7 protein-coding genes are annotated in these 19,662 nt (G+C 60.2%); 2 read left to right on the top strand and 5 right to left on the bottom strand.

The genetic code is table 11. From position 1 onward, the window contains the following. From ATJ78_RS04170 to ATJ78_RS04160, 3 genes are read right to left on the bottom strand one after another with little or no spacing between them, the layout of a single operon-like run. Positions 1–6,438 carry a DEAD/DEAH box helicase gene (locus ATJ78_RS04170; RefSeq protein ID WP_098406447.1) on the bottom strand — a complete coding sequence of 2,146 codons (6,438 nt, stop codon included), beginning with the start codon at positions 6,436–6,438 and terminating at the stop codon, positions 1–3. Beyond that, positions 6,435–11,156, bottom strand: coding sequence for an Eco57I restriction-modification methylase domain-containing protein (locus ATJ78_RS04165; RefSeq protein ID WP_098406446.1), 4,722 nt, complete (start codon positions 11,154–11,156; stop codon positions 6,435–6,437). Before ATJ78_RS04165 ends, ATJ78_RS04170 begins: the two co-directional genes overlap by 4 nt. A 3-nt stretch (positions 11,157–11,159) precedes the next feature. Next, positions 11,160–14,042, bottom strand: coding sequence for a helicase-related protein (locus tag ATJ78_RS04160; protein WP_245836197.1), 2,883 nt, complete (start codon positions 14,040–14,042; stop codon positions 11,160–11,162). A 274-nt stretch (positions 14,043–14,316) separates the two neighbouring features. Here ATJ78_RS04160 and ATJ78_RS04155 point away from each other — a divergent pair, with 274 nt between their 5' ends. Together ATJ78_RS04155 and ATJ78_RS04150 are read left to right on the top strand one after the other, a co-directional pair. Further along, positions 14,317–16,134, top strand: coding sequence for a DUF262 domain-containing protein (locus ATJ78_RS04155; RefSeq protein ID WP_169923383.1), 1,818 nt, complete (start codon positions 14,317–14,319; stop codon positions 16,132–16,134). A gap of 18 nt (positions 16,135–16,152) precedes the next feature. Further along, a complete protein-coding gene (locus ATJ78_RS04150) occupies positions 16,153–16,932 on the top strand; it encodes an HNH endonuclease (protein ID WP_211288425.1) in 780 nt (259 codons plus the stop codon). 200 nt (positions 16,933–17,132) lie between these two features. Here the strand turns inward: ATJ78_RS04150 and ATJ78_RS04145 are convergent, their stop codons facing one another. Both ATJ78_RS04145 and ATJ78_RS04140 read right to left on the bottom strand, forming a co-directional pair. After that, positions 17,133–18,110, bottom strand: a complete 978-nt coding sequence (locus tag ATJ78_RS04145) for an NAD-dependent epimerase/dehydratase family protein (RefSeq protein WP_098406444.1) — start codon at positions 18,108–18,110, stop codon at positions 17,133–17,135. 113 nt (positions 18,111–18,223) lie between these two features. After that, complete coding sequence (locus ATJ78_RS04140; RefSeq protein ID WP_098406443.1) at positions 18,224–19,657, bottom strand: xylulokinase; 1,434 nt, start codon at positions 19,655–19,657, stop codon at positions 18,224–18,226. Positions 19,658–19,662 lie beyond the last annotated feature (5 nt).

Here is a 19,662-nt window from a genome sequence, read left to right as displayed (position 1 = left end):
CTACCCCAACTCACTTTCGAGTGCTCGCACAATCGCGTCAGGATCAGCCGACACGATCGTCCAACCCAAATCTCGCAGCTCGAGTCTCGACTGCTCATCAAGATCAGAATCGATCGCGAGCTTCCGCCCCGGCCACGCAATACCAACCGGAATACCGTCACCCACTTCGATTCCCACCTCGGGGACGATCATGTCGTGCACCACCGACAGCTCTTCAAGCAAGACGCGTTCGTCATCGCTTGCCACCTCAAACGTTGAGGCCCACTCCGACGACACATCGTGAGGAATGGATGCCGCGACCGCACTGCTCTGCGGTGTACCCAGCTCACTCGTGGCCACGATCTCGAGGCTCTTCTCGCCGTCATTTCGAGCGCCGAGAATGTTTGACCAGTGCAGCCACAGCTTCCACTCGCGTGCAAATCCCTCGCTTGCAAACGCGTCATCAGAGTCGTCGAGAGCCAGCACAACCTCTGAATGGCCGCTGCCGTCTTTGAGCACACCACTGAGCGTGAGCGCGCCCTTCTGCACGACCCAGGCCGCCGACTGTGGCGCCGGTTGCAGATCACCGGTGACCGCCCGAACAGCAAGCTGGCGCGCCGAACCTGATTCATCAATGACCTGCTGGCCGCCCGGGCTCATGGTGAGCAACGGCAGAGCCTCAGCGAGCTTCACCCACCTCTCTCGAGAACCATCGGGATCTTGCATCCACTCCATTAACCGCGTCAGAGGGTTTGCAAACACGCCAGGCAGCTGCGAAGCAGGCAGCTCGAACGCCGGAGCTATTTGCCGCGCGAACGATTCGCTGAACCACCAGGCCTCACTGATCTCTTCGCCTGTTTCAGCGCGATCCGCGTCGTCCCAAGTGACTCCCATGACGAGATAGCCCAAGCCGCGCAGCATCCGCCGTTTCTGGGCGTCATCGGCAATCCGATTGTGCGTCACAGACGCGTGGAACGCACGGCCATCCGTGTATATCGCGATCGGCAGCGCACCCCCGCCATGCTGCTGCAACACGAAGTCGGGCACCGTGTTTTTCACCTGAACCTGTGGCTCGAGAACCCACTTGCGGCCGCTCGCAGGGAAAGTGACGCTGACCTTATTGCCGCGGTCAGTTGGCGTCTCCGATACTGCAGCGCCCAACGAGGTCGCACGCTCGATGAAGACTTTGCGAAACTTCGATTCCAACGGCGGGTCTTGGGCTTTGGGTTGCTCGCGAGTGATCTCCCACTCCTGCGCCTCCCTCTCTGGGCCAATGAGCAGAACGGCTTCAAGCGCATTTTGTGCGCTCGTTCGTGCCACCCGATCGAGCGCAGTAGACGGCGCGTATGGCAGCACGCAATGGTGGCATGCGCGCCGGCCCTCGTTTTGGCAGTCACAATCACGAACGATGTCAAGAGCCCGCATCAAAATGTCACGGATGCTGTCAGGGTCAGCGATCTCGGCCAGGTATCCCGTTCCCCCGGGAACCGTGTCGTGAATGAGGAGCGCTTGCGTGTTTTCGCTCCCGTCGCTCAAGAAGGGGTCGGTAATTCGTTCCACGCGAATGTGGTCGGGGTCTCCGCCGATCCGCTCGCGCAATCCCAAGAGGAAGGCGGCAACGAAACTCGGTACCGCGAGGCTATCGCCGAGAGTCAGCTGTGCCGGAAGTCGCATGACGACGCCCTGGGTTGTCAAGGTGCGGCTCAACGCGATCGACACAACATCTTCGTCAGGCTTCTTACGCTGCGGGCACCACGGGCGGTGCTCTCGATTCGTGTTGGCGTTGGCACTTGAATCGAGTTTGCCGCAGTGCCTGCACACGCGGAAAAGCGGCGCGATGGTCTCTTCACCAGACAGCATCCGTGGAGAACCAAATACCGTCTGTTTACCAAGATTAAGCCACCGAATGTCAACGGAACGCAGCGGCTTGATTCCGAAGTCGTTCTGCGTGACAAACCAAGGGTTTTCAACGCTCGCGGGGTCAATGTCAGCCATCAAGCGCACGGCAAAGCGTTCTTTCACTCGCTCGTCACGAGAGTCGCCGATGGATGCTTCATCACGCCGCACCTCGGCCGACACTTTGGTCAGCTCAACGACGTTCATGCGTTGGGCCACATCGTTGAGACCTTCGGCACCGCATCGTGGGCACGTGGCAGGCATGGGGGTTAGTTCAACGTCAAGGCCGTACCCGCACGCGGGGCAAAACGCCCAACTGCGCACGGCGCTCGCATCGACGCCGAGGTCAACAGCATCGACGTTAACTTCGAGGCCCTGAGCGTAGAACGTAGCGCCCGGAGCAAGCTCGTGAAGTGCGATGGATGCCTGTCGGCCATAGTTCTGGCCGTCATTCTGATATTCACCAGTGTCGGGGTCGATCCAGTTCAACATCACATCGAGCTCAACGGAATCGTCAAACAGCGTGTAGTTCGGCAGCAGCCCGTATCGCTCGAGGGTGCTCACCCACGGGTCGGTCGCCATGTCTTTCATGAGACGGCCGAGCAGCCGCGCCGAGGCCTGCGCCGAATTCAGATCGAGTTGGTACGTGTCATTACCCTTGTTCGCCGGGGAGTTTGCTTCTTTCTCCAGCCCGGCCAGTGACCGCTCAACTTCGTCACGACGAAAATTCAGGGCGCTGTACTCGTCGTTCCAGCGCATACTGGCGTCAAGAACGTCTCGAGCAAGTCCACTCGAACGCACGTTGTCGCGTGGCGTCGCCCAGTCACGCAAACCAGTCTCAACTTCGGGTGCGAGCTCTGAGAATCCCGAGAGAAACTCTGTGAGGTACGAGGCATGGTTTGCCTCAGCCCGGTCGATGAGATCGCCCAGAAAACTCCCCGGCTCTGTACTGGCGAACAATGCTTGGGCCTGTCGTGGCGGTTCGGGCCCATCAGCCACGCCCCGGTCGATGATCGACGCGATGTACTGCCGCCGCAGAATCTCTTCAGCGTTGAGGTACGTCGCCGGTGGGCGCACCTGTCCGTTGATCACAGACAGCGGGTCGCCGATCTTGGGCAACTGCTCACCGCGGCCGTTGACGAACGCCAGCGACAGCGCGTTGCCCGTCAGACGGCCAGCCCGACCCACGCGTTGCAGGTACGACGCCACCGTGCGTGGAATACCGGCGAGCATCACCGTCGAGAGGTCACCGATATCGATACCCATCTCAAGTGTGGGCGTTGCGACAAGCACATTTGGGGCGTTCGGTGTGGAGTCAGACTCTTTGAACTCGGTCTCGTACTCGAGCCGAACCTTATCCTCAAGCAGGCTCGTGTGTTCGCGCGCCACGACCTTACGAACGTCACCCTCGCTGTAGAGCTTGCGGTAGAAGTCCCCTCCGGTTTCGGCGCTGTGCAGTGTGCCGGGACACCGCGCTGCAAAGCACGGTGCACCGTCGAGCTGCGTCACAACCTCGGGGGTACCGGGCACCGGGTTTCGGCACACGCCACACACGAGAAGAACGCTTCCCGCTTTGCGCTCGCTCTCAGTGATGCGCTGCACGGTGACCGATCGCATGCTGAGCTGGTACGCCGTCGCACCACCCGACACAATCGGCACAGAGGTCACGATGTCTGCCCGCTCAAGTTCGGTCAGCAGCATCCGACTCATGCGTGCGCCGTCGGCCGCTGATACTTTCAGGACGTCGCGTGCCCAGATCGCAAACCAACTCTGGGCGGAAGTCACGACGTCAAGGTGCGTGCGTTTGTTGTCGGTTCCGCCGGGCGCTTGGTTTCCCACGCGCGGATATCCCGGCGCATCCCGTCCCGCAGGAAACGCGGGCATTCCCACGTTGCGCTTGCGGCCTCCCCACACCCAGTACCGCTTGCCGTCGTTCTCGACATACCTCTTGAACCAGTCGTGCTCGATCGCTCCACGGTCACGCATGCGCTCGAGCACACCACGCACCCACATCACGATCACGCTACTGTCTACGACGTCTGGGGCATCCTCACCAAGCATCTCTTGACGCTCGTACCCGGTGAGCACCCGCCGACCGATGTTCTCAAGCAACATGGGTTCACCCGCATCGACCTGCGCCGCGAGAGTTCCGGTCAGTTCGAGTGTGCGACCGGTGCGCGACTGCAGACCAAACTCCAGCGCAACGTCAAGACGCAGGCGTTCCTTCACCCGCGCCAGAAGCCGGTTCGCGGTCGAGCTCGGGTTCTTCCAGAACTCGGCGAACTTCTCATGGTCGGCAATCTCGGGAGCGAGCAGACGATACCTCTTGTGAGCATCGCCCTCGGCCCCACGCAGGAGCGCCTCGACGACGTCATCGAGCGAGCGAGCGCCCTCCCCAACGGCCTGATAGATCGCGTTTCTGAAGCCGAAGACATGTGCCCTGCTCTGTACGAACCCGGCACGATGTGCCGCATCCTGCACGCTGTCGGTGAAGACGAGCGCCTTCTTCTCTGCCGCGTCAAGATCGGCTTCACCGAACAGTGAGGTGATTGACACCGAGAGCATGGTAGCGATGGCGCTACCCATAAATCGGATGCTGTTGACGCGTCCGCACGACGGGCACGTGTCGTCGTGCGAGGCATCCCCGGCGTCATCGCCAAGGTGGGTCAGCACCGGAAGAGCCGTTCCATTTTCAATATCGACGGAGTTCTCCTCGGGCACCTGACTGCTCAACGCACGCTCGGAGATATAGAACCAGGCCAGCCCCGGCACCTCAACATCAGTGCTTTCTACAAGATCGGCCTCAGCGGGGGCGAAAATAAGCGGGCGGAATCGATTGTTGTCTTTGCTCGCGTGGTTTCGCCGAATATCGGTGTCTGTCGTGGCGAGGTCCTTGCCCGTCGGCGCCAGTTCGATCCCCCATCCGCTGCGACCGCAGTGCCGACAGTAGATGGCGGGAAACGCTTCACGCCCCTCATCGCTAAATGGATCATCGTTGTCGAAAATGTCGACACCGCCGTCATCGGTCCATCTGAACGACGCGGTCGGCCCGGCCACGCGGTCGAGACGGCTCAACGCACGCGTCCACAGGTGCACGTCGATCGACAGTGCTTGGTTGCCGACGAGGTATCTCACGTGGCTCAGCATGGCGAGCACGAGTGTGATGAATTCGCGACGCTGGAGTGTACGCCCTTCGGGGGTTTCGTCTGCCAAAAGCCCTCGGGGAAGAACGCGATCGGCGAGATCATCAAGCGACACCGCAACTGTCGCTTCTTCAATGAGCGAATGCACAAACGGATGCCGTTTGATGAGGTCCAGAATCAGCGCCGTGTCGCTCAGATCGATGTCACGCCGTGGAACCGGCTCCGAAATACCCGTCTCAGGGTGGGGAATACGTTCGCGATACAACCACCCCAGCATTTCCAAGGCGATCGTTTCAGGAGTAGTCACTCCGTCGAGTGCAGAGACGATGCCGGAAACGAACTCGTTCCCCACCTCTTCATCCGGCACGAACTTGCGTTCGCGAAGTCGTTCGTCCGCGCCGCGAGACCATTCATCGGCGTTGAGCCGCGTCTCGGTCACCACTGCTGTTTCGGCAAATGGCTCACCAAACACGGTCTGCGCAAAACTCAACATTGCGGCCGGGTCGCCTTTATCGCCCAGCGTTGCCGACGTAGCGACAGGCGTCATGAGCCCAAGCGTGCGCTCACGCACGTCGTCGGTGAGATCTGGATGCTGCTCCGGCCAGCTCCGCTTCAGTGACATGCCGAGCCGCCGCAGCAGCATCGCGACATCGGTGCCCTGTGCCCCGTCATAAGTGTGGAACTCGTCGAGCACGAGGTATCGCAAGCTCAGCGCGCTCTTCTCCCACAGGGGGTGATCCTCGGGCCGCAGCAGAAGCTGGTCGAGCATCTTGTAGTTCGTCAGCAGAATGTCGGGTGGGTCAGAGCGGATCGACGAGCGCTTAGTGATGAGCTCGGTATCCGTCATCACCGTGCGTTCCGAACTCTTCTGCCCGGTATAGAGTGCCGCGCGAATTCCGGCAAGGTCTTCATGCGTGCTCAGCATGCCCGCTAGTCGACGAGCCTGGTCGTTGGCGAGCGCGTTCATCGGGTACAAAATCAGTGCTTTGACGCCACCTCGACCCACCCGCTTCTCGCGAAGCACGTGGTCAAGAATCGGGTAGAAGAACGATTCGGTCTTACCCGACCCCGTACCTGTTGTGACAACCGTGGGGAGCGGACGTTCCTTGATCTCGCCATCGACTTCTGCGCCGATATTGAAACTGCTCAGCCGTTCGAACGCGTGTGCCTGGTGACCGTAGGGTTCGAACCCTTCGTACCATTCAAGACAGTCGCGCCACCCCGGATCGGCCGCACGAAACGGCAACCGCACGCGGGCAAACGGTCCGCGGAACACGCCCTTGTCGGGGTCTTCAAGAAACCGGCTCAGTGACCCCTGCGTCTCTTTGTCGGACAGCGCGAACGTGGTCGTGATGTACTCGACAAGAGCAGTGCGAACCTCCGCGGCTTGCCGTGAGGGAAGCAGCTCGTTTTCACTCATGACCGCTCCTGAAGAATCCGCTCGAAGTGCGCGTATGCCTGACGCATGTCAGCCTCTCGGTCAAGCGTCAGGAACGGTAACTCGTAGGTGTACTCAACGCCCGATCCGGGATGCGTCGCCTTCCGGTCTTCGTCAGCGATCGCATCGCCCTTCTTGCGCCACTCCTTCAACACCTGGTTCGGCACGAGACGCCCGTTGGCATCGTAGAAATACGAGTTTCGGTCGTATCCATAGAGCACGGCAAACTGCGTACGGTAAATGGTGCAGAGCTCGTCGGCGGTCAGTCCGAGCATGAGTGCAACGATCGCATCAATCTCAAGTTGTGCCTGGCGGCGGTCGATGTCCCGGCGGAGTGGTACTGATTCGTCCCATCCGCTACCGACTTCTCCCAAACCCACAGTGTCAGGGAGCGGTCGAGCAGCCCAATCAACTTTCTGGAATCGACTATCGAAGGCTTCCTCCCACAAACTTGAAAAGACGTCGGTGACGCACGCGAGTCTCAGTGCACGCAGCGCTAGCTCGTCCCTGAGCATGCAGTCATGCACAAAGCTCAGTCTGCTCGCCGCCCCTGCTCGAATCGTCGATTTCGGCGCTACGCGTATTGCAAAGTCATTTACGAGTGAGGACATGAATCCGGACGCTGCAACAAGCGTGCCCACGGTCTCCGCAGGAATACCGAGTGAGAACAAACCATCGACGTGGGCGGCGCCGGGCGGGATGATCGCCGGAATCAGGGTGCGTTCGCCCGTGTTCGCGGCCATGTTACGCCAAGCGATGCGGTAGTGGTCGCGGGCCGGGACGCGGTCGTCGCCCCAGTGCGTATAGGCGGCGTCGTACTCGGCCGGAGACTTCGCCGGCTTGTACGCCGTGACCGGCAGCGCGTCGGGTTCGAGCGCCTCGAGGTCGACTGCCGTCCAGTCCTGGTTGTGCTTCATCGACTCGTTCGGCGACTTATAGAACGGCGTCGCGACGAACAGGTGCGGACCCTGCAAGATCGCGTCGTTCCACGACTCGACGGGACCCCAGCCGACGTCAAAATACCCCTTTGTCCGGTCATTCTTCTCGTGCCATCCAGACGAGAACTCGAGCCCGAGGTCGCCCAACCGCGGCGCCTCGGCAAGCTTCGCGAGCACGTTCGCCGTCGACCGGTTCACCGCGTACACCATACGGCTCTGCCGCACGGGAACGTCATCGCCTTCGAGCAGTGCGTGCCATGTCTGCAGCGTCTCGTCGGTCACCGTCGTGATGCGGCTGTTGTGTGCGCGGAGATCCCACTTTCCTTCGGTGTTCTTAATTCCCGATTCAGGACCTTCGCCATTGTGCTTCTGCGAGCTCTGGACAGTATCTGGGTGATACAAATTGGCCGCATTCTCAAAAGCTACGGCAGAAGCAGCGGAATAGACGTGCACACCGTAGGAGACATGGTGATCAATCTCGAAAAGCTGGAGTTCATTAATGAACTGCCAATGCCGCCGCAAGCGCTCGTATGCTGCTGCGCGCAGCACACCGGCCTTCTCATCCGTAAAATGTGTCTCTGGGTGAATGAGCCCGATCGTTCCTTGTCCACTTGCGTTGCGCCAGGTCTGCTCCATGAAACAGCGATAGAGATCGGGTTGAAGACCCGCGAGGTGTGGGTATGCGATTGGATCGCCGACAAAGGCCGCGGTGACCGCGATGTCTGTCGTTCCGTCAAGTACGGTTTCACGCACGCCGTCAATCGCGAGTGTCTTCTCGCGCATTTCGGCGACCTGGCTCTGCGTCGGTTTGACGGCAAGCTGCCACCAGGGGTCTCCTTCGGCTAGCAGCGCATCGACGTCTGAGCGCGGCCGCACCCACGGTGGGTTTCCGACCTGCAGGTCGAATCCATCCCGGCGAGCAAAGACGGTCGAAAAGTCGAGCTCCCAATGGAAGAATCCGTGATCATTCGCAATGCGCTCCGCGGCAGCGACCCACGGGCGCTCGCGCTTGATCTCGGCGATCGATTTCGCGTTTGCGTAGATCAGTTCTTCTTTCTCGGCATCCCCGAGCGCATACCACTCCGTCGGCAACGAGAACGTGACCTGCCCGTGTGCCGCCGCGCGGCGTTCTCGAGTCGACGCTTCGTGGTGCTCGCCCAGAATCTCCGTCAGGCCGTCAAGCCACTCGTCCAGCGTCGGCGGTGTCGCTTCTCCCGTCAGTGTCGTTGTCAACGGCCAGAACCACAGCGCGTTCCACGCATCCATCACCCGACGAAGCCGCTGGCATGCACCATCGGGGTCACCAAGTTCGCGCTCGATCTCGTGGCGGGTCACGGAGCGGGGCCCCGCGGCATCCTGAATTGTCTCTCGTGGGTCACGCCACAAATCGATGTCGCGTCGGGCCTGCTTCTCGGCGATCTCGCGCCGACGCAGCGCGAACTGCCATAACCGCTCCACTCGGAAGCTCAGCCCTACCAGACGATCGATCTGCTTCTTCGTCGGTTTCGTACGCACCGACTTCTGCCATACCTTGAGCGCGGCGAGCGCTTCGGGCGCCAATTGCTTGGCCTCTTTCGCTTCAACGGCGCTGCCCCAGCCCAGGGCTGGAAGCAAGAAGTGGTGAATGCGCCCTGCTGTCTTGCCTGCAATACGTTCGTTGCGCAAGTTCTCTGCGAGCTCGGCCATGGGGACGGGGCGTGGAACATCCTTGAGCCAGGACTTCGTGAAGACCTCGTCGCGCGAGTACACCGCGCGCCGTGCGCCGATGAGAGAGTTTCCCCGCCGTAGGCGCAGCCCGAACCACGGTGCCTGGAGCCCCGCGACCATGGTGTCGAGCCAGAGCGAGATCTCGGCGAGCTCGACCGCAGTGGCGTTGAGGTCGACACCGTGCACTTGGTGCAGAGCAATCGATGCTTTCACGCGCTGCAGTTCTTGCGGATACGCATCGGGGTCGATGCGTTCGCCCGTCTCGTTCTGCCTGCGCGTGAGATATTCGGCAGCGAGCTGACGCGTGGCTTCGATGGCGAACGCGCCCGAGCCCAGTGCCGGCTCGCACACCGTGAGGTCGAGTATCTCGGCGGCCGTGGTCGTGTGACCGTCTTGATCAAGAAGTTCTTCGAGCGCCTGCGAGACCACGAATTTCGTGAGCACCTCTGGGGTGTAATACGAAGCAGACTGCTGGCGCTCACGCCCAGCGAGCCGATAGACGAAGCTGCCCTGCTTGTGGAGAACAGAGACCTCTTCGCCGGTGATCGGATTTTCGGTCTTGACGAAGTTGTCGGGGTGGATGTCGTCTGCTTTGTCGGTAGCAACGACCCACGAGCCCTTGGAGTCGTCGCCTGCCTTCGCGACCTCGTAAAGATCGGTTTCGGCAAAGAAACCCGTATACGACATGAGGCCCTCATACACCGCGCCGAGCTGGTTGATGCCGAGTTCTGCGTAGCTGATGAACCCACGCTCTCGGCCGCGCTGCTCTCGGCTCAACAACAGGTAGCCGAGCACGCGCTGGAGGGCCCCATCACCGAGGCCGACCTCGTCGATGAGCGCTGTCGCGCGCGGTTCGAAGAGGTCTGCCTTGAGACTATTGAATGTGAGCCCCTGTGCGTCTCCGCTCGCGTCGTCGTGCCTCGCAGTATGCCCCTGATCGACTAGCTCGAAAAGCGTCGCCAACGAGTCATAGAAGTGGGTACGATCTTTACCCGCATGCGTCAGCTCAACCTGCACGAGTTCACGGAACCGTGACAGGCCGTACCCCTCGTCGTACTCCGCGTCACCTACGGGAAGAACGTCAAGCTCGGGCGACGACTCGGCATAGAGAAGGAACAGGATGCGGTAGAGATACCGCAGTGCTTGTTGTGCGAGCACCTGCGCCTGATCTTGCGGCAAGGGCTCTCGACCCTGTGCCTGACGCCGTTCCACAACCTCGTTGCCGATGATCTCGATGGAGCGGCGCACGCCCTCGCGCAAGTCTTTGGATACCCCCACGGTGTGAGCAACGGATTCGTCAAGAACGTCGTCCCACCACACAGTGCCATCCGGCTGCGGCAGCAGCGAGTCCGCATCGATACAGGCAAGCGCGGTGTCGAGCTCGCCTCCCCGTTTCGTGTCGTTGCGGTCGACCACCAGCTGAATGTCGATCGCGAGGTAGCGACCCTCGGGCCACCGCGTGCGTTCGGCCAGGAGCATCCATCGACCGGCACAAACCAGCGCATACGTGGGCGGGGCTTCGTGCAGAAACACGCGCGAAAGCAACCGCGCGACCGACGTAACGGGATGGTTCTCGTCGTCGTCGGGCACGAAGGGTTCAAGAAGCGTCGCGCCATCTTTCGCAAACAGGTCTTCAAGCGTCGCTGCGGGAGCCCCTTCAATCACCGCGACTGCCGAGGCATCCTCGATGTCAGCTGGTGCCACTACCGTGAGCGGCCCGGATGCTGTCGCCGTCAACCCTCCGCGATCAAACCCCAGCGCATGCAGAAGCGGCCGGTAGATCTTCTCGCGAAGACGCTCAGCGTCAACGCCGTCGAGCGCGACATCGACCGCAGCTGCGTCGGTCTGCTCTGCGAGGGTCGAGAACTCTTTCGAGAGCTCGCCTCTCACTGCCGAGAAGCGCGTCTTGGGTGTTTCGATGCCGTCTTTCGCGTCAGCATCCCATGCCTTGCGCCGTTCGATGACACGCGCCTGAAACGACTGTTTCGTCGACGAGGTAGTGAAGTAGTGTTCGCTGATCCACTCTTCACCGACGATGATGGCGTCACTGATCATGCGTTATGCCTCCTCGTCCGCGGGCATTGCCACAAGCAACGGGCGAATGAGACGTTGGTTGGGCAACATTGACTCGGCAATCTCGCGCTCTTGGTCGACTGTATGTGCGCGGGATCGCAGGGAGTGAATTTGTGTGAGCGTGGCGGCATCCGACTTCCACTCGTCGACACGATCGCGCCATGCGCTGACGCGGTTCGTGATGTCTTCGCGCGATGACCGCACCACTTCTTCAATGTTCGATTCTGCTTTGGCGTATGCGACGGGAACCAACCGTTGCGCCGTGCCGATATCAAGGGGTCGCCCGGTATTCACGAGCGACGTGGTGAGCCCCATTTCTTCAATGGCGGCGCGCGCGTTGCCGTGTGTTTCGACCAGCGCAAATGAGGGGTTATCGGGGTTCGGGAATGCGACGGTCATGAACGACAGCGCGACAACCTGGCCACGGCGGTTTGTGAGCGAGCCCTGCACCAAAACTGTGGGGTGGGAAACCGACGTTTGTACCGCGAAGACCTCATTGCGGCTGAGCTCTGACAGGGCGCGGTCGCTCATCCAGTCGAGAATGGGGTGGAGCGGGCCGAGATAGTGTGCTTCGGGCCATATCGTTGTGCTGTCTGGGCTGTTCACCGCGTCTTTCAGCAGCGCCGATGCCCGCTGGCGGGTGGTCGCCAGGGCGAAGTGCTCGGTGACGTTGCGTGCGGTGAGATAGCTCTGCGGCAGCACTTTCAGGCGTTGAGCGAGATCGCGTGGCGGGGTCAGTTCTGCGGTGCCGTGTTCGCGGTGCTCGCGCCACGATACGCCGCCGTGCGACTCGTTGGCGGCGGGCGTTGAGTAGACCTCAGAAAGAGCGGTTGTGAGGTAATCGAGGTCTGAGGCGAACAATCCGCTGCCCTTATAGGGTTCCTCCTTCTCAACGGCGGTTTCGCTGCTCGCCGCCGCGATGTTGGCGAGCAATGCGCCGATCGCGTCGCCAGTCGCGGCAAATGCCTTCTCGACAGTGGGAACGACAGTATCGAGGTCGGAGCCGCGATCGAGCACGGTCATGATCGCTTTCTCTTCGGCCTCCGCACTGTACATGCCCATGAGGGAGCCCGAATCGCCTAGCTGCTGGTGCGCCTCTTCTTCACGTTCGAGCAGACGCTTCAACACACGAACGTCGCCCGTGAACTTGTCATTGCTGGGCGTGAGCAACAGTGTGGTGATCTGAGGGCGTTTGCGCTGCCCATAGCGGTCGATGCGACCGTTGCGCTGCTCAATGCGAATGAGGCTCCACGGAATATCGAAGTGCACGAGCTCGTGGCATTGAGAGTGCAGGTTGACGCCTTCAGACGCAACGTCGCCCGTGATCAAGACGCGGATTCGTGATGATGACTGCTTGAAGCTCTCGACGATTTCTTGCTGCTCGACGTCGCTGAGACCGCCGTGCAGCACCTCAACTTGGTCGGCCGCGAGCCCGAAGTCTTTCATGATGTTGCTGCGCAGCCAGCCCAGCGTTGCGACACGCTCAGAGAAGACCACTATGCGCTCACTCGACGACTTACTGATTCCCACGTGGCGCATGTATTCGACGAGTCGATTGTACTTCGCCGATGGTTGCTGCAGAGAGACCTGTGCGAGCTCACCCAGGTGTTCAAGTGCATCTCGCTCTCGACGCTGCTCGCTCGTGAGCTCGGTGCCGAGCCGTCGAATTCGTTCTGAGACAGATTCGGCGAGCGCGGCCGGCGATGAGAGGAACGCCTTCGCGAGCGTCCAGGGGAAGAGGCCCTTGACGCTGCCCGAGTATGGTGATGATCCGCTGTCGGGATGAAGCCATACCTCAGCCAGCTCGTCGGCAACGGCGTTTTCGGCGGGCGATGCATCGACACGGAAGTTCTGCAACGGCATCCGCTCGGCCCAATCGTCACCAACCTCATCGCGAACCTCGGGGCTGTTTCGGTGCCGCCGAATGACGAGGCGTTCCACCTCTGAGGGGATGACCTCGCCATTCGGCGTCACCGCAGTGGGCTCGAGTAGTCGCATCATCTCGGCGAACGACTCCGCCTTCCCGTTGTGTGGTGTCGCCGACGCGAGAAGCAGCGCTTCAGCATTCTCGGCGAGGATGCGGGCGAGCCGGTTGTTCTGTGTCGCACCCGTGATGTTGTGCGATTCGTCGATCACGACGGCATCCCACCGATGTTTCTTGAGGTGCGCGAGATACTTCTCTTGCTTGAGCGTGTCGATCGAGATGATGACGCGCTTGTACAGGCTGAACGGGTTGCGCGTTGCGGGTAGCTGCTGCCGCACGCGCTGGATACCCACGGAGTCGAGGCGCACGAACGGCAGGCCGAAGCGCGTCCACATTTCGTGTTGCATCTGCTCGAGCACGTGTTTGGGGGTGACGATAAGGGTGCGGTCGCCGCGCCCACGTCGCACGAGCTCCGAGAGAATCATGCCGATCTCGATGGTCTTCCCGAGGCCGACGGCGTCAGCAATGAGGATGCGTGGTCTGAGGTTCGCGGGGTCAAGTGCCTTGAGCACGGCACTGCGCTGATACTCGAGGGTGTCTGACAGCATCCGCGTTGAAACGGTGAGCTTACCTTCGTTGAGCGGAATCGCACCTTTGCGCAGTGTGGCGTCGAGCCAGAGGCGCGCCCGCTTGTATCCTGCCGACGTGTCTGCCACGACGCGCGCCTCGCGCGGATCGAGTGGGGCGATCGTGTCGAGTGACTCATAAAACACGGCCGACGTGTCGCGAACGAGCTCCGAAAGCCCCTGAACGGAAACTTTCATGCCGTCTTGAGTCATCTCGGTGCTGGTGACGATCCACTCAGCATCGCGGACGATCACGGTCGACCCCGGCGCGACGTTCAGCTGACTCTTTGGGCTGGCTGTTAGCGCCGTATTAGTCACTCGTACCTCTTTATATGCGACGGCGTTCGCCCTCTGTAGTTTTTGGGCGCACTACATCGAGACTAACGAAGCATGCCCTCGGATGCGTGCAGTCGTAGGTAGCCACTTCTGGGGGCATGTACAAGATGATTCCGCGAGTCACGTTCACAGTGCGGCACTCCGACGGACGAGACTGAACATGCGTCGAGTCGTTGAGATTCCAACAGAGCAGTTGATGTCGGGGCAGGCCGATATATTATGGCCAGCCCCTTCCAATGCGCCCTTGGAGTCACAGGTGATCAAATCCGTCGGTCAGAACCCTCTTCACGAGCTCTTAAGCTCTGACACCAACATCGTTTACCACATTCCGGCGTACCAGCGTGAGTACTCCTGGGGCCGCTCACACTGGGATGCGCTGTTCGATGACTTACTCGAGGAAGAGCGTGGATCCGGCCACTTTCTCGGCACCATCATTTGCGTGAACCGAACTCAAGATGCTGCCCACGAGTCAGTGCTTGAACTGGTCGACGGTCAACAGCGTATGACGACGCTTTCGCTACTACTCCTCGCGCTCTATAAGTCTCTCAACATGATCGTTGACGAGCTCGACGAGGAGCAGCGCGCGGACCTTGTTGGTCTCAGAAAAATGCTGACGTTGAGGAACCCTACTCGCGCACGCTTGCGTCCCCAGACCCAGAATTCAAATAGTGATGATTACTTGACGCTGCTCCGCGAGGCGGGGCTTGACGTCGGTGGCCCGTCGACGACGTATGTCGGGGTACGCCGTCTCGCGAAGGCTCTTTCTCATTTCCAGCAGCGTCTCGACAATTACGTGGAATCAAGCGATGAGCAGCGCACAGCATGCTTGCTCAGCTTTTACAGTCGCGTCAAGCGTTCAATACTTGTCAAGCTCGAAGTTGAGTCGAATGCCGATGCATTCATGCTCTTCGAATCACTCAACAACCGCGGCCTTCCACTAACACCCATCGACCTCATCAAGACAAGCATTCTGTCCGTGGCCGACCGAACAGATGGAACGTCAACGGAGTCCGCCTACGAGTCATGGTCTCGTTGGCTGGATGTTCTCGGGGACGACTACACCGACCAGGAGCGCTTCTTCCGCCAGTTTTATAACGGGTTCAAGAACGAATGGAACCTGGGGGTCAAGGGCGTGAGCGTGGCGACCCGCTCTAACCTGATCAGAACGTACGAGGAAATCTTGAAGTCGGACTTGCCGACGTTCCTCGATCGGATGGACACAGCGACGAGTGCTTACGGCAAGATCGTCAATTCCACAGCATCCGATGATTCAAGCCATCTCTCTGATGCGCTCAGGGATCTCGCGCGTGCTCAAGCGGCGCCCTCCTACATGCTCGTCATGTATTACCTCGTCGAGCGAGCCAGATGGGGGCTCACCGATTCGGACATCACTGACCTTGTTCGCTTTTTCACGAAGTTCTCTATCCGGAGAAATCTTACGAACACCCCGCCGACTTACGATCTCGACAGACTGTTCATCGACATTATCGAGACGACACCGTCTGGCGACGCGGGGGCTGTCAAGGCACACGTTTTCGACCGACTCATTTCTGTTTCTGCGTCGGATGACGAGTTTACGTCACAGCTCAGGGGGCCGATATACGAAGAGAACTCGGCCGTGACGCGGTTTGTTTTGATCGCGCTCGCCCGTTCTCGTATGACGCGCGAGACCGTAAAGGATTTGTGGGAACGCGTCCCGCAGGGCGGCGGTAAACGGGTCTATCTCTGGACGATTGAGCACGTGCTCCCCCAGGGATCGGCACTGCCGAGTACGTGGATAGCCGACCTCGGCGGCGTTGAGAATGCGCGCGAGATTCAGGAACGTAGCGCGCACAAACTCGGTAATCTGACCCTGAGCGGCTACAACTCCACCTTGAGCAACAAGTCGTTTGCTGACAAACGTGATCGGACGGACAATCAAGGACGGCCGGTCGGGTACAAGAACGGCATCAGCCTGAATGAGACTCTTGCACGTTCGGACGCCTGGACAGAGGCCGACATCGACGCTCGTACAGAAGAACTCGTTCCTCAGATTCTGGAGTTGTTCACGTTGGACTCACCGGCGGCGCGGTGAAACCGAACAGGAAAATCGATGTATTCGATGCTTGAGGAGCACGCGATCCGCGAAGACGTCTTTCGTTGGCTGGACCGCCGCCTGGAGTTCGGCACGCCCGAGGTCTCGCGTGAAGAGCTTACAAACTACACGTACGACGGGGTACGCATTCCGCTGCTCGACGCTTCACGCGGCATCCGGAATCCTCGGGATTTTGACGCGACCCTTAGCATTATGACCAGCTCGAAGGGACCCTACGACGACGCCGTCACCGACGACGGTTTCGTGCACTACCGCTATCAGTCCCGAGAAGGCGGGGACAATCGAAAACTGAAGCGTGCCCATGAACTCGGTGCTCCGCTTGTGTACTTTCACGGCATCCGACCTGGAGTTTGCGTTGCGACGTATCCGGTTTACGTCGTTGCTGACGACGAAGCGAATCGTACGTTCCTCATTGCACTCGACGATTCTCTGCGTTTTTTTGGTGACCCGCTTCATATGTCGGACCACGAACGCCGATACGGCGAGCGAATGGCACGCCAACGCCTTCATCAGCCTTTGTTTCGGGCGCGCGTCATGCATGCCTACGCGAACACATGCACCGTTTGCCACCTCAAACATCCCGAGCTTTTGGATGCTGCGCATATCGTCCCGGATACCGATGCGGACGGACTTGCCGTCGTGCCGAACGGGCTCACTCTGTGCAAGATGCACCACGCAGCGTACGACCGCAACCTCATGGGGATCTCGCCCGACTACGTCGTGCACATCAATGGCGATCTACTTCAAGAAGTAGATGGGCCGATGCTCAAGCGCTGATTGCAGGAAATGTACGGGACTCAGCTGCTGATGCCTGAGCGGCGACGCGATCATCCTGATCGTGCACGCTTGGATCAGCGCCACGCTGCTTTCGCCGCATGACATAAGCAAAGCTGAGTTCTCAAAAGCAACATCGACACGGAACCGACAACAAACGATGGCAGAATTCCGGGTGTGGGGCCGACGATGGCGAGTTTAAGTCAGCCGAACCGAGCTACAAGGCGGTCATAAGCTGAATCAACCTTCTCGTCTACTTTGCGCCGCTCAGGCGTGAAGTACCAGTCGATGACTTCCTGCGCGCCTTCAGCAAATCTTGTTCTCGCGACCCATCCTGGCACTAGCCGACGAATCTTCGCGTTGTCGAACCAAACCGAATGCGAGTAGTCGCCCAGTAATCGGCCACCAAATTCTGGAAGTTCGCGAGCGATCGACTCGCTAGCTACGTGCACAACCTGTGCCTCAACGTTGAGAAGCCGAGCAAAAGTGCGAACGATCTCGTTCCAGGTGAGGTGTTCGTCAGATGTGATGTGTATGGCGCTGCCGATGGCGTGTGGATTACCCAGGAGCTCGACAAATGCTTCGGCAAAGTCGCGAGAATGCGTCAATGTCCACCACGTGGTGCCATCCCCGTGAACCACAACGGGCTTTCCGGCCAGCATCCGGTTGAGCGGTGTCCAGCCGCCGATGAGAGGCATGTTGCCCCCGTCATACGTGTGCGACGGGCGGACAGTTGTGAACGGAAACCCGGTCTCTCGATAGGCCGCAGTCAAGAGGTCCTCGCCAGCGATCTTGTCGCGGGAGTACTGCCAGAACGGATTTCGCAGTGGAGTGCTCTCAGTAATCGGAAGCGCTGCAACAGGCTTCTGATACGCCGACGCAGACGATAGGAACACGTACTGGCTAATCGTTCCGGCGAACGTCTCGATGTCAGCCGCCACCTGCTCAGGCCGGTAGGCACGGAAATTGACAACTACATCGAACTCACGGCCGGCAACTGCGCGGCGAATGCTTCCAGGAGCATCAGCGTCACCGCGAAGTTCGACGACGCCGTCTGCGACCGGACGCTCGTGAGAGACCCCGCGGTTGATGTTTGTGACCTGCCATCCCTGCTCGAGAGCGCGTTTGGCAACCCACCACGAAATTATTCCGTTACCACCGATTATCAACAGTCGTCGCATCGCGCATTGTTCCTCTCGAGAACCCGTCTGCGAGAACGAAACTCGTCTCTCGCGTTCTATGCCGGCGTTGCCTTCTCGCGCCGCCATCTGGATTGCAACTCACACAGCGCGGGCTACCCAGCTAGGCCCAGTTCAGTACGCCAGGTGAGATGCAGGCTTTCATATGCATCAGCGGATGCCGGGTGCGGCTGAATCACACTACGTCGCCCTTTCCGCCCAAACTGCGTCACGTCAACTCCGGCCCCGTCAAAGGCCAGGAGCGCCGCGCCGAGAATCGTGACATCTGGTTCCTCGCATACTTCGATCGTTCGGCCGAGCACATTTGCCCGAAGCTGGGCGAGTGTGAGCGAGCGGGCTGCACCTCCGGCCAGAATCAGGGTTGCAGTGCCTCCCGGGTCGAGGGCATCGACGCCGTCTCTCACAACATGCGCAGCTCCTTCTGCCGCAGCGAGTAGAAAGTGCTCCACACGATGCTCATCGCGCTGCCCGTAAACGGCGCCTGCACGCCCTGCTCGCCAGTATGGGAATCGGGCCCCTGACAGACTCGGATCAATGACGAGGCCGCCCGCCCCCGGCCCGATCCGCTCGTTCGCGGACTCTATAAGCTTCGCGGCGTCCGTCACACTCTCTAAGCCGAGGAGCGAGCTCCATCGGGTAAGTGCGCCTCCGGTCGCGCCGGTAGGCCCACCCACGCTGAAGCCGCCGAGTGGATAAGGGTTCACAACCGCGCCAGCCGGTACAGTCACCGGATCAGGAGTTATGCGCAACAGGACGTCCGTCGTTCCCGCGATATCGGCAATAAGATCGTCACGATTGCGCAGTACGAATGCTGCACCTGCAGACCCGTCAGTAGCGCCAGCTACTACGACGACGCCGTCTGCCAGTCCAAGCTCACGGGCGATGTCCGAAGTGACAGTTCCAACCACATCAGTTGCGGTCCGTTGATCTGGAAGTTGGGCCGGAGTAAGTCCCGCCAACGCGATCATCTTGGCCGACCATTCCCCGTCGGCCACTGCGCTAAGACCCGAGTAGGCAGCCGAAGTTCTATCCGTGCTAGAACGACCCGTTAGCCTCGCGACGATAAAGTCTTTTGGAGTAAGCACTTGCGAAACGCGCTCGGCCATCGCTGGGTCAACATGCCTCAGTGCAAGAAACGCAGCACCTGCACCTCCACTGACGATCGGTCGCCCTGTCTCGCGCAACAGAGAGGATAGTTCGTCCCCTGCTGCCTCTCTGATGAGATCGACTCCTGCTGAATCAGCCCAACCACGCCCTGGCCCAACTGATACGCCCTCCTCATCGACAAACACCGTCCCCACGTGGCCAGCGATACCCATCGCCACAACAGCTTCTCGAGCTTCATCGGGCAAGCTGAGCGCGGTCGTGACGACGTCGCTCCACAGCGTCTCTGGAACGAACTCGACACCGGAAACTGCATCAAACCGTGCTACTCGCGCTGAAGCCACTACCGTACCGGCCCCGTCGACGATGGCACTGCGCACCGTCGACGAGCCGATATCGATCGACAACACAAGCGGGGCGGTCATTGTGT

The organism is Paramicrobacterium agarici, assembly GCF_002563955.1.
Taxonomy (GTDB): domain Bacteria; phylum Actinomycetota; class Actinomycetes; order Actinomycetales; family Microbacteriaceae; genus Paramicrobacterium; species Paramicrobacterium agarici.
This window is presented reverse-complemented; position numbering and strand designations above follow the sequence as displayed.

Bases quoted from the DNA above. Each gene is read 5' to 3' on its own strand.
- ATJ78_RS04170 (WP_098406447.1), bottom strand. From the start codon at position 6,438: ATGAGTGAAAACGAGCTGCTTCCCTCACGGCAAGCCGCGGAGGTTCGC.
- ATJ78_RS04165 (WP_098406446.1), bottom strand. From the start codon at position 11,156: ATGATCAGTGACGCCATCATCGTCGGTGAAGAGTGGATCAGCGAACAC.
- ATJ78_RS04150 (WP_211288425.1), top strand. From the start codon at position 16,153: ATGTATTCGATGCTTGAGGAGCACGCGATCCGCGAAGACGTCTTTCGT.
- ATJ78_RS04145 (WP_098406444.1), bottom strand. From the start codon at position 18,110: ATGCGACGACTGTTGATAATCGGTGGTAACGGAATAATTTCGTGGTGG.
- ATJ78_RS04140 (WP_098406443.1), bottom strand. From the start codon at position 19,657: ATGACCGCCCCGCTTGTGTTGTCGATCGATATCGGCTCGTCGACGGTG.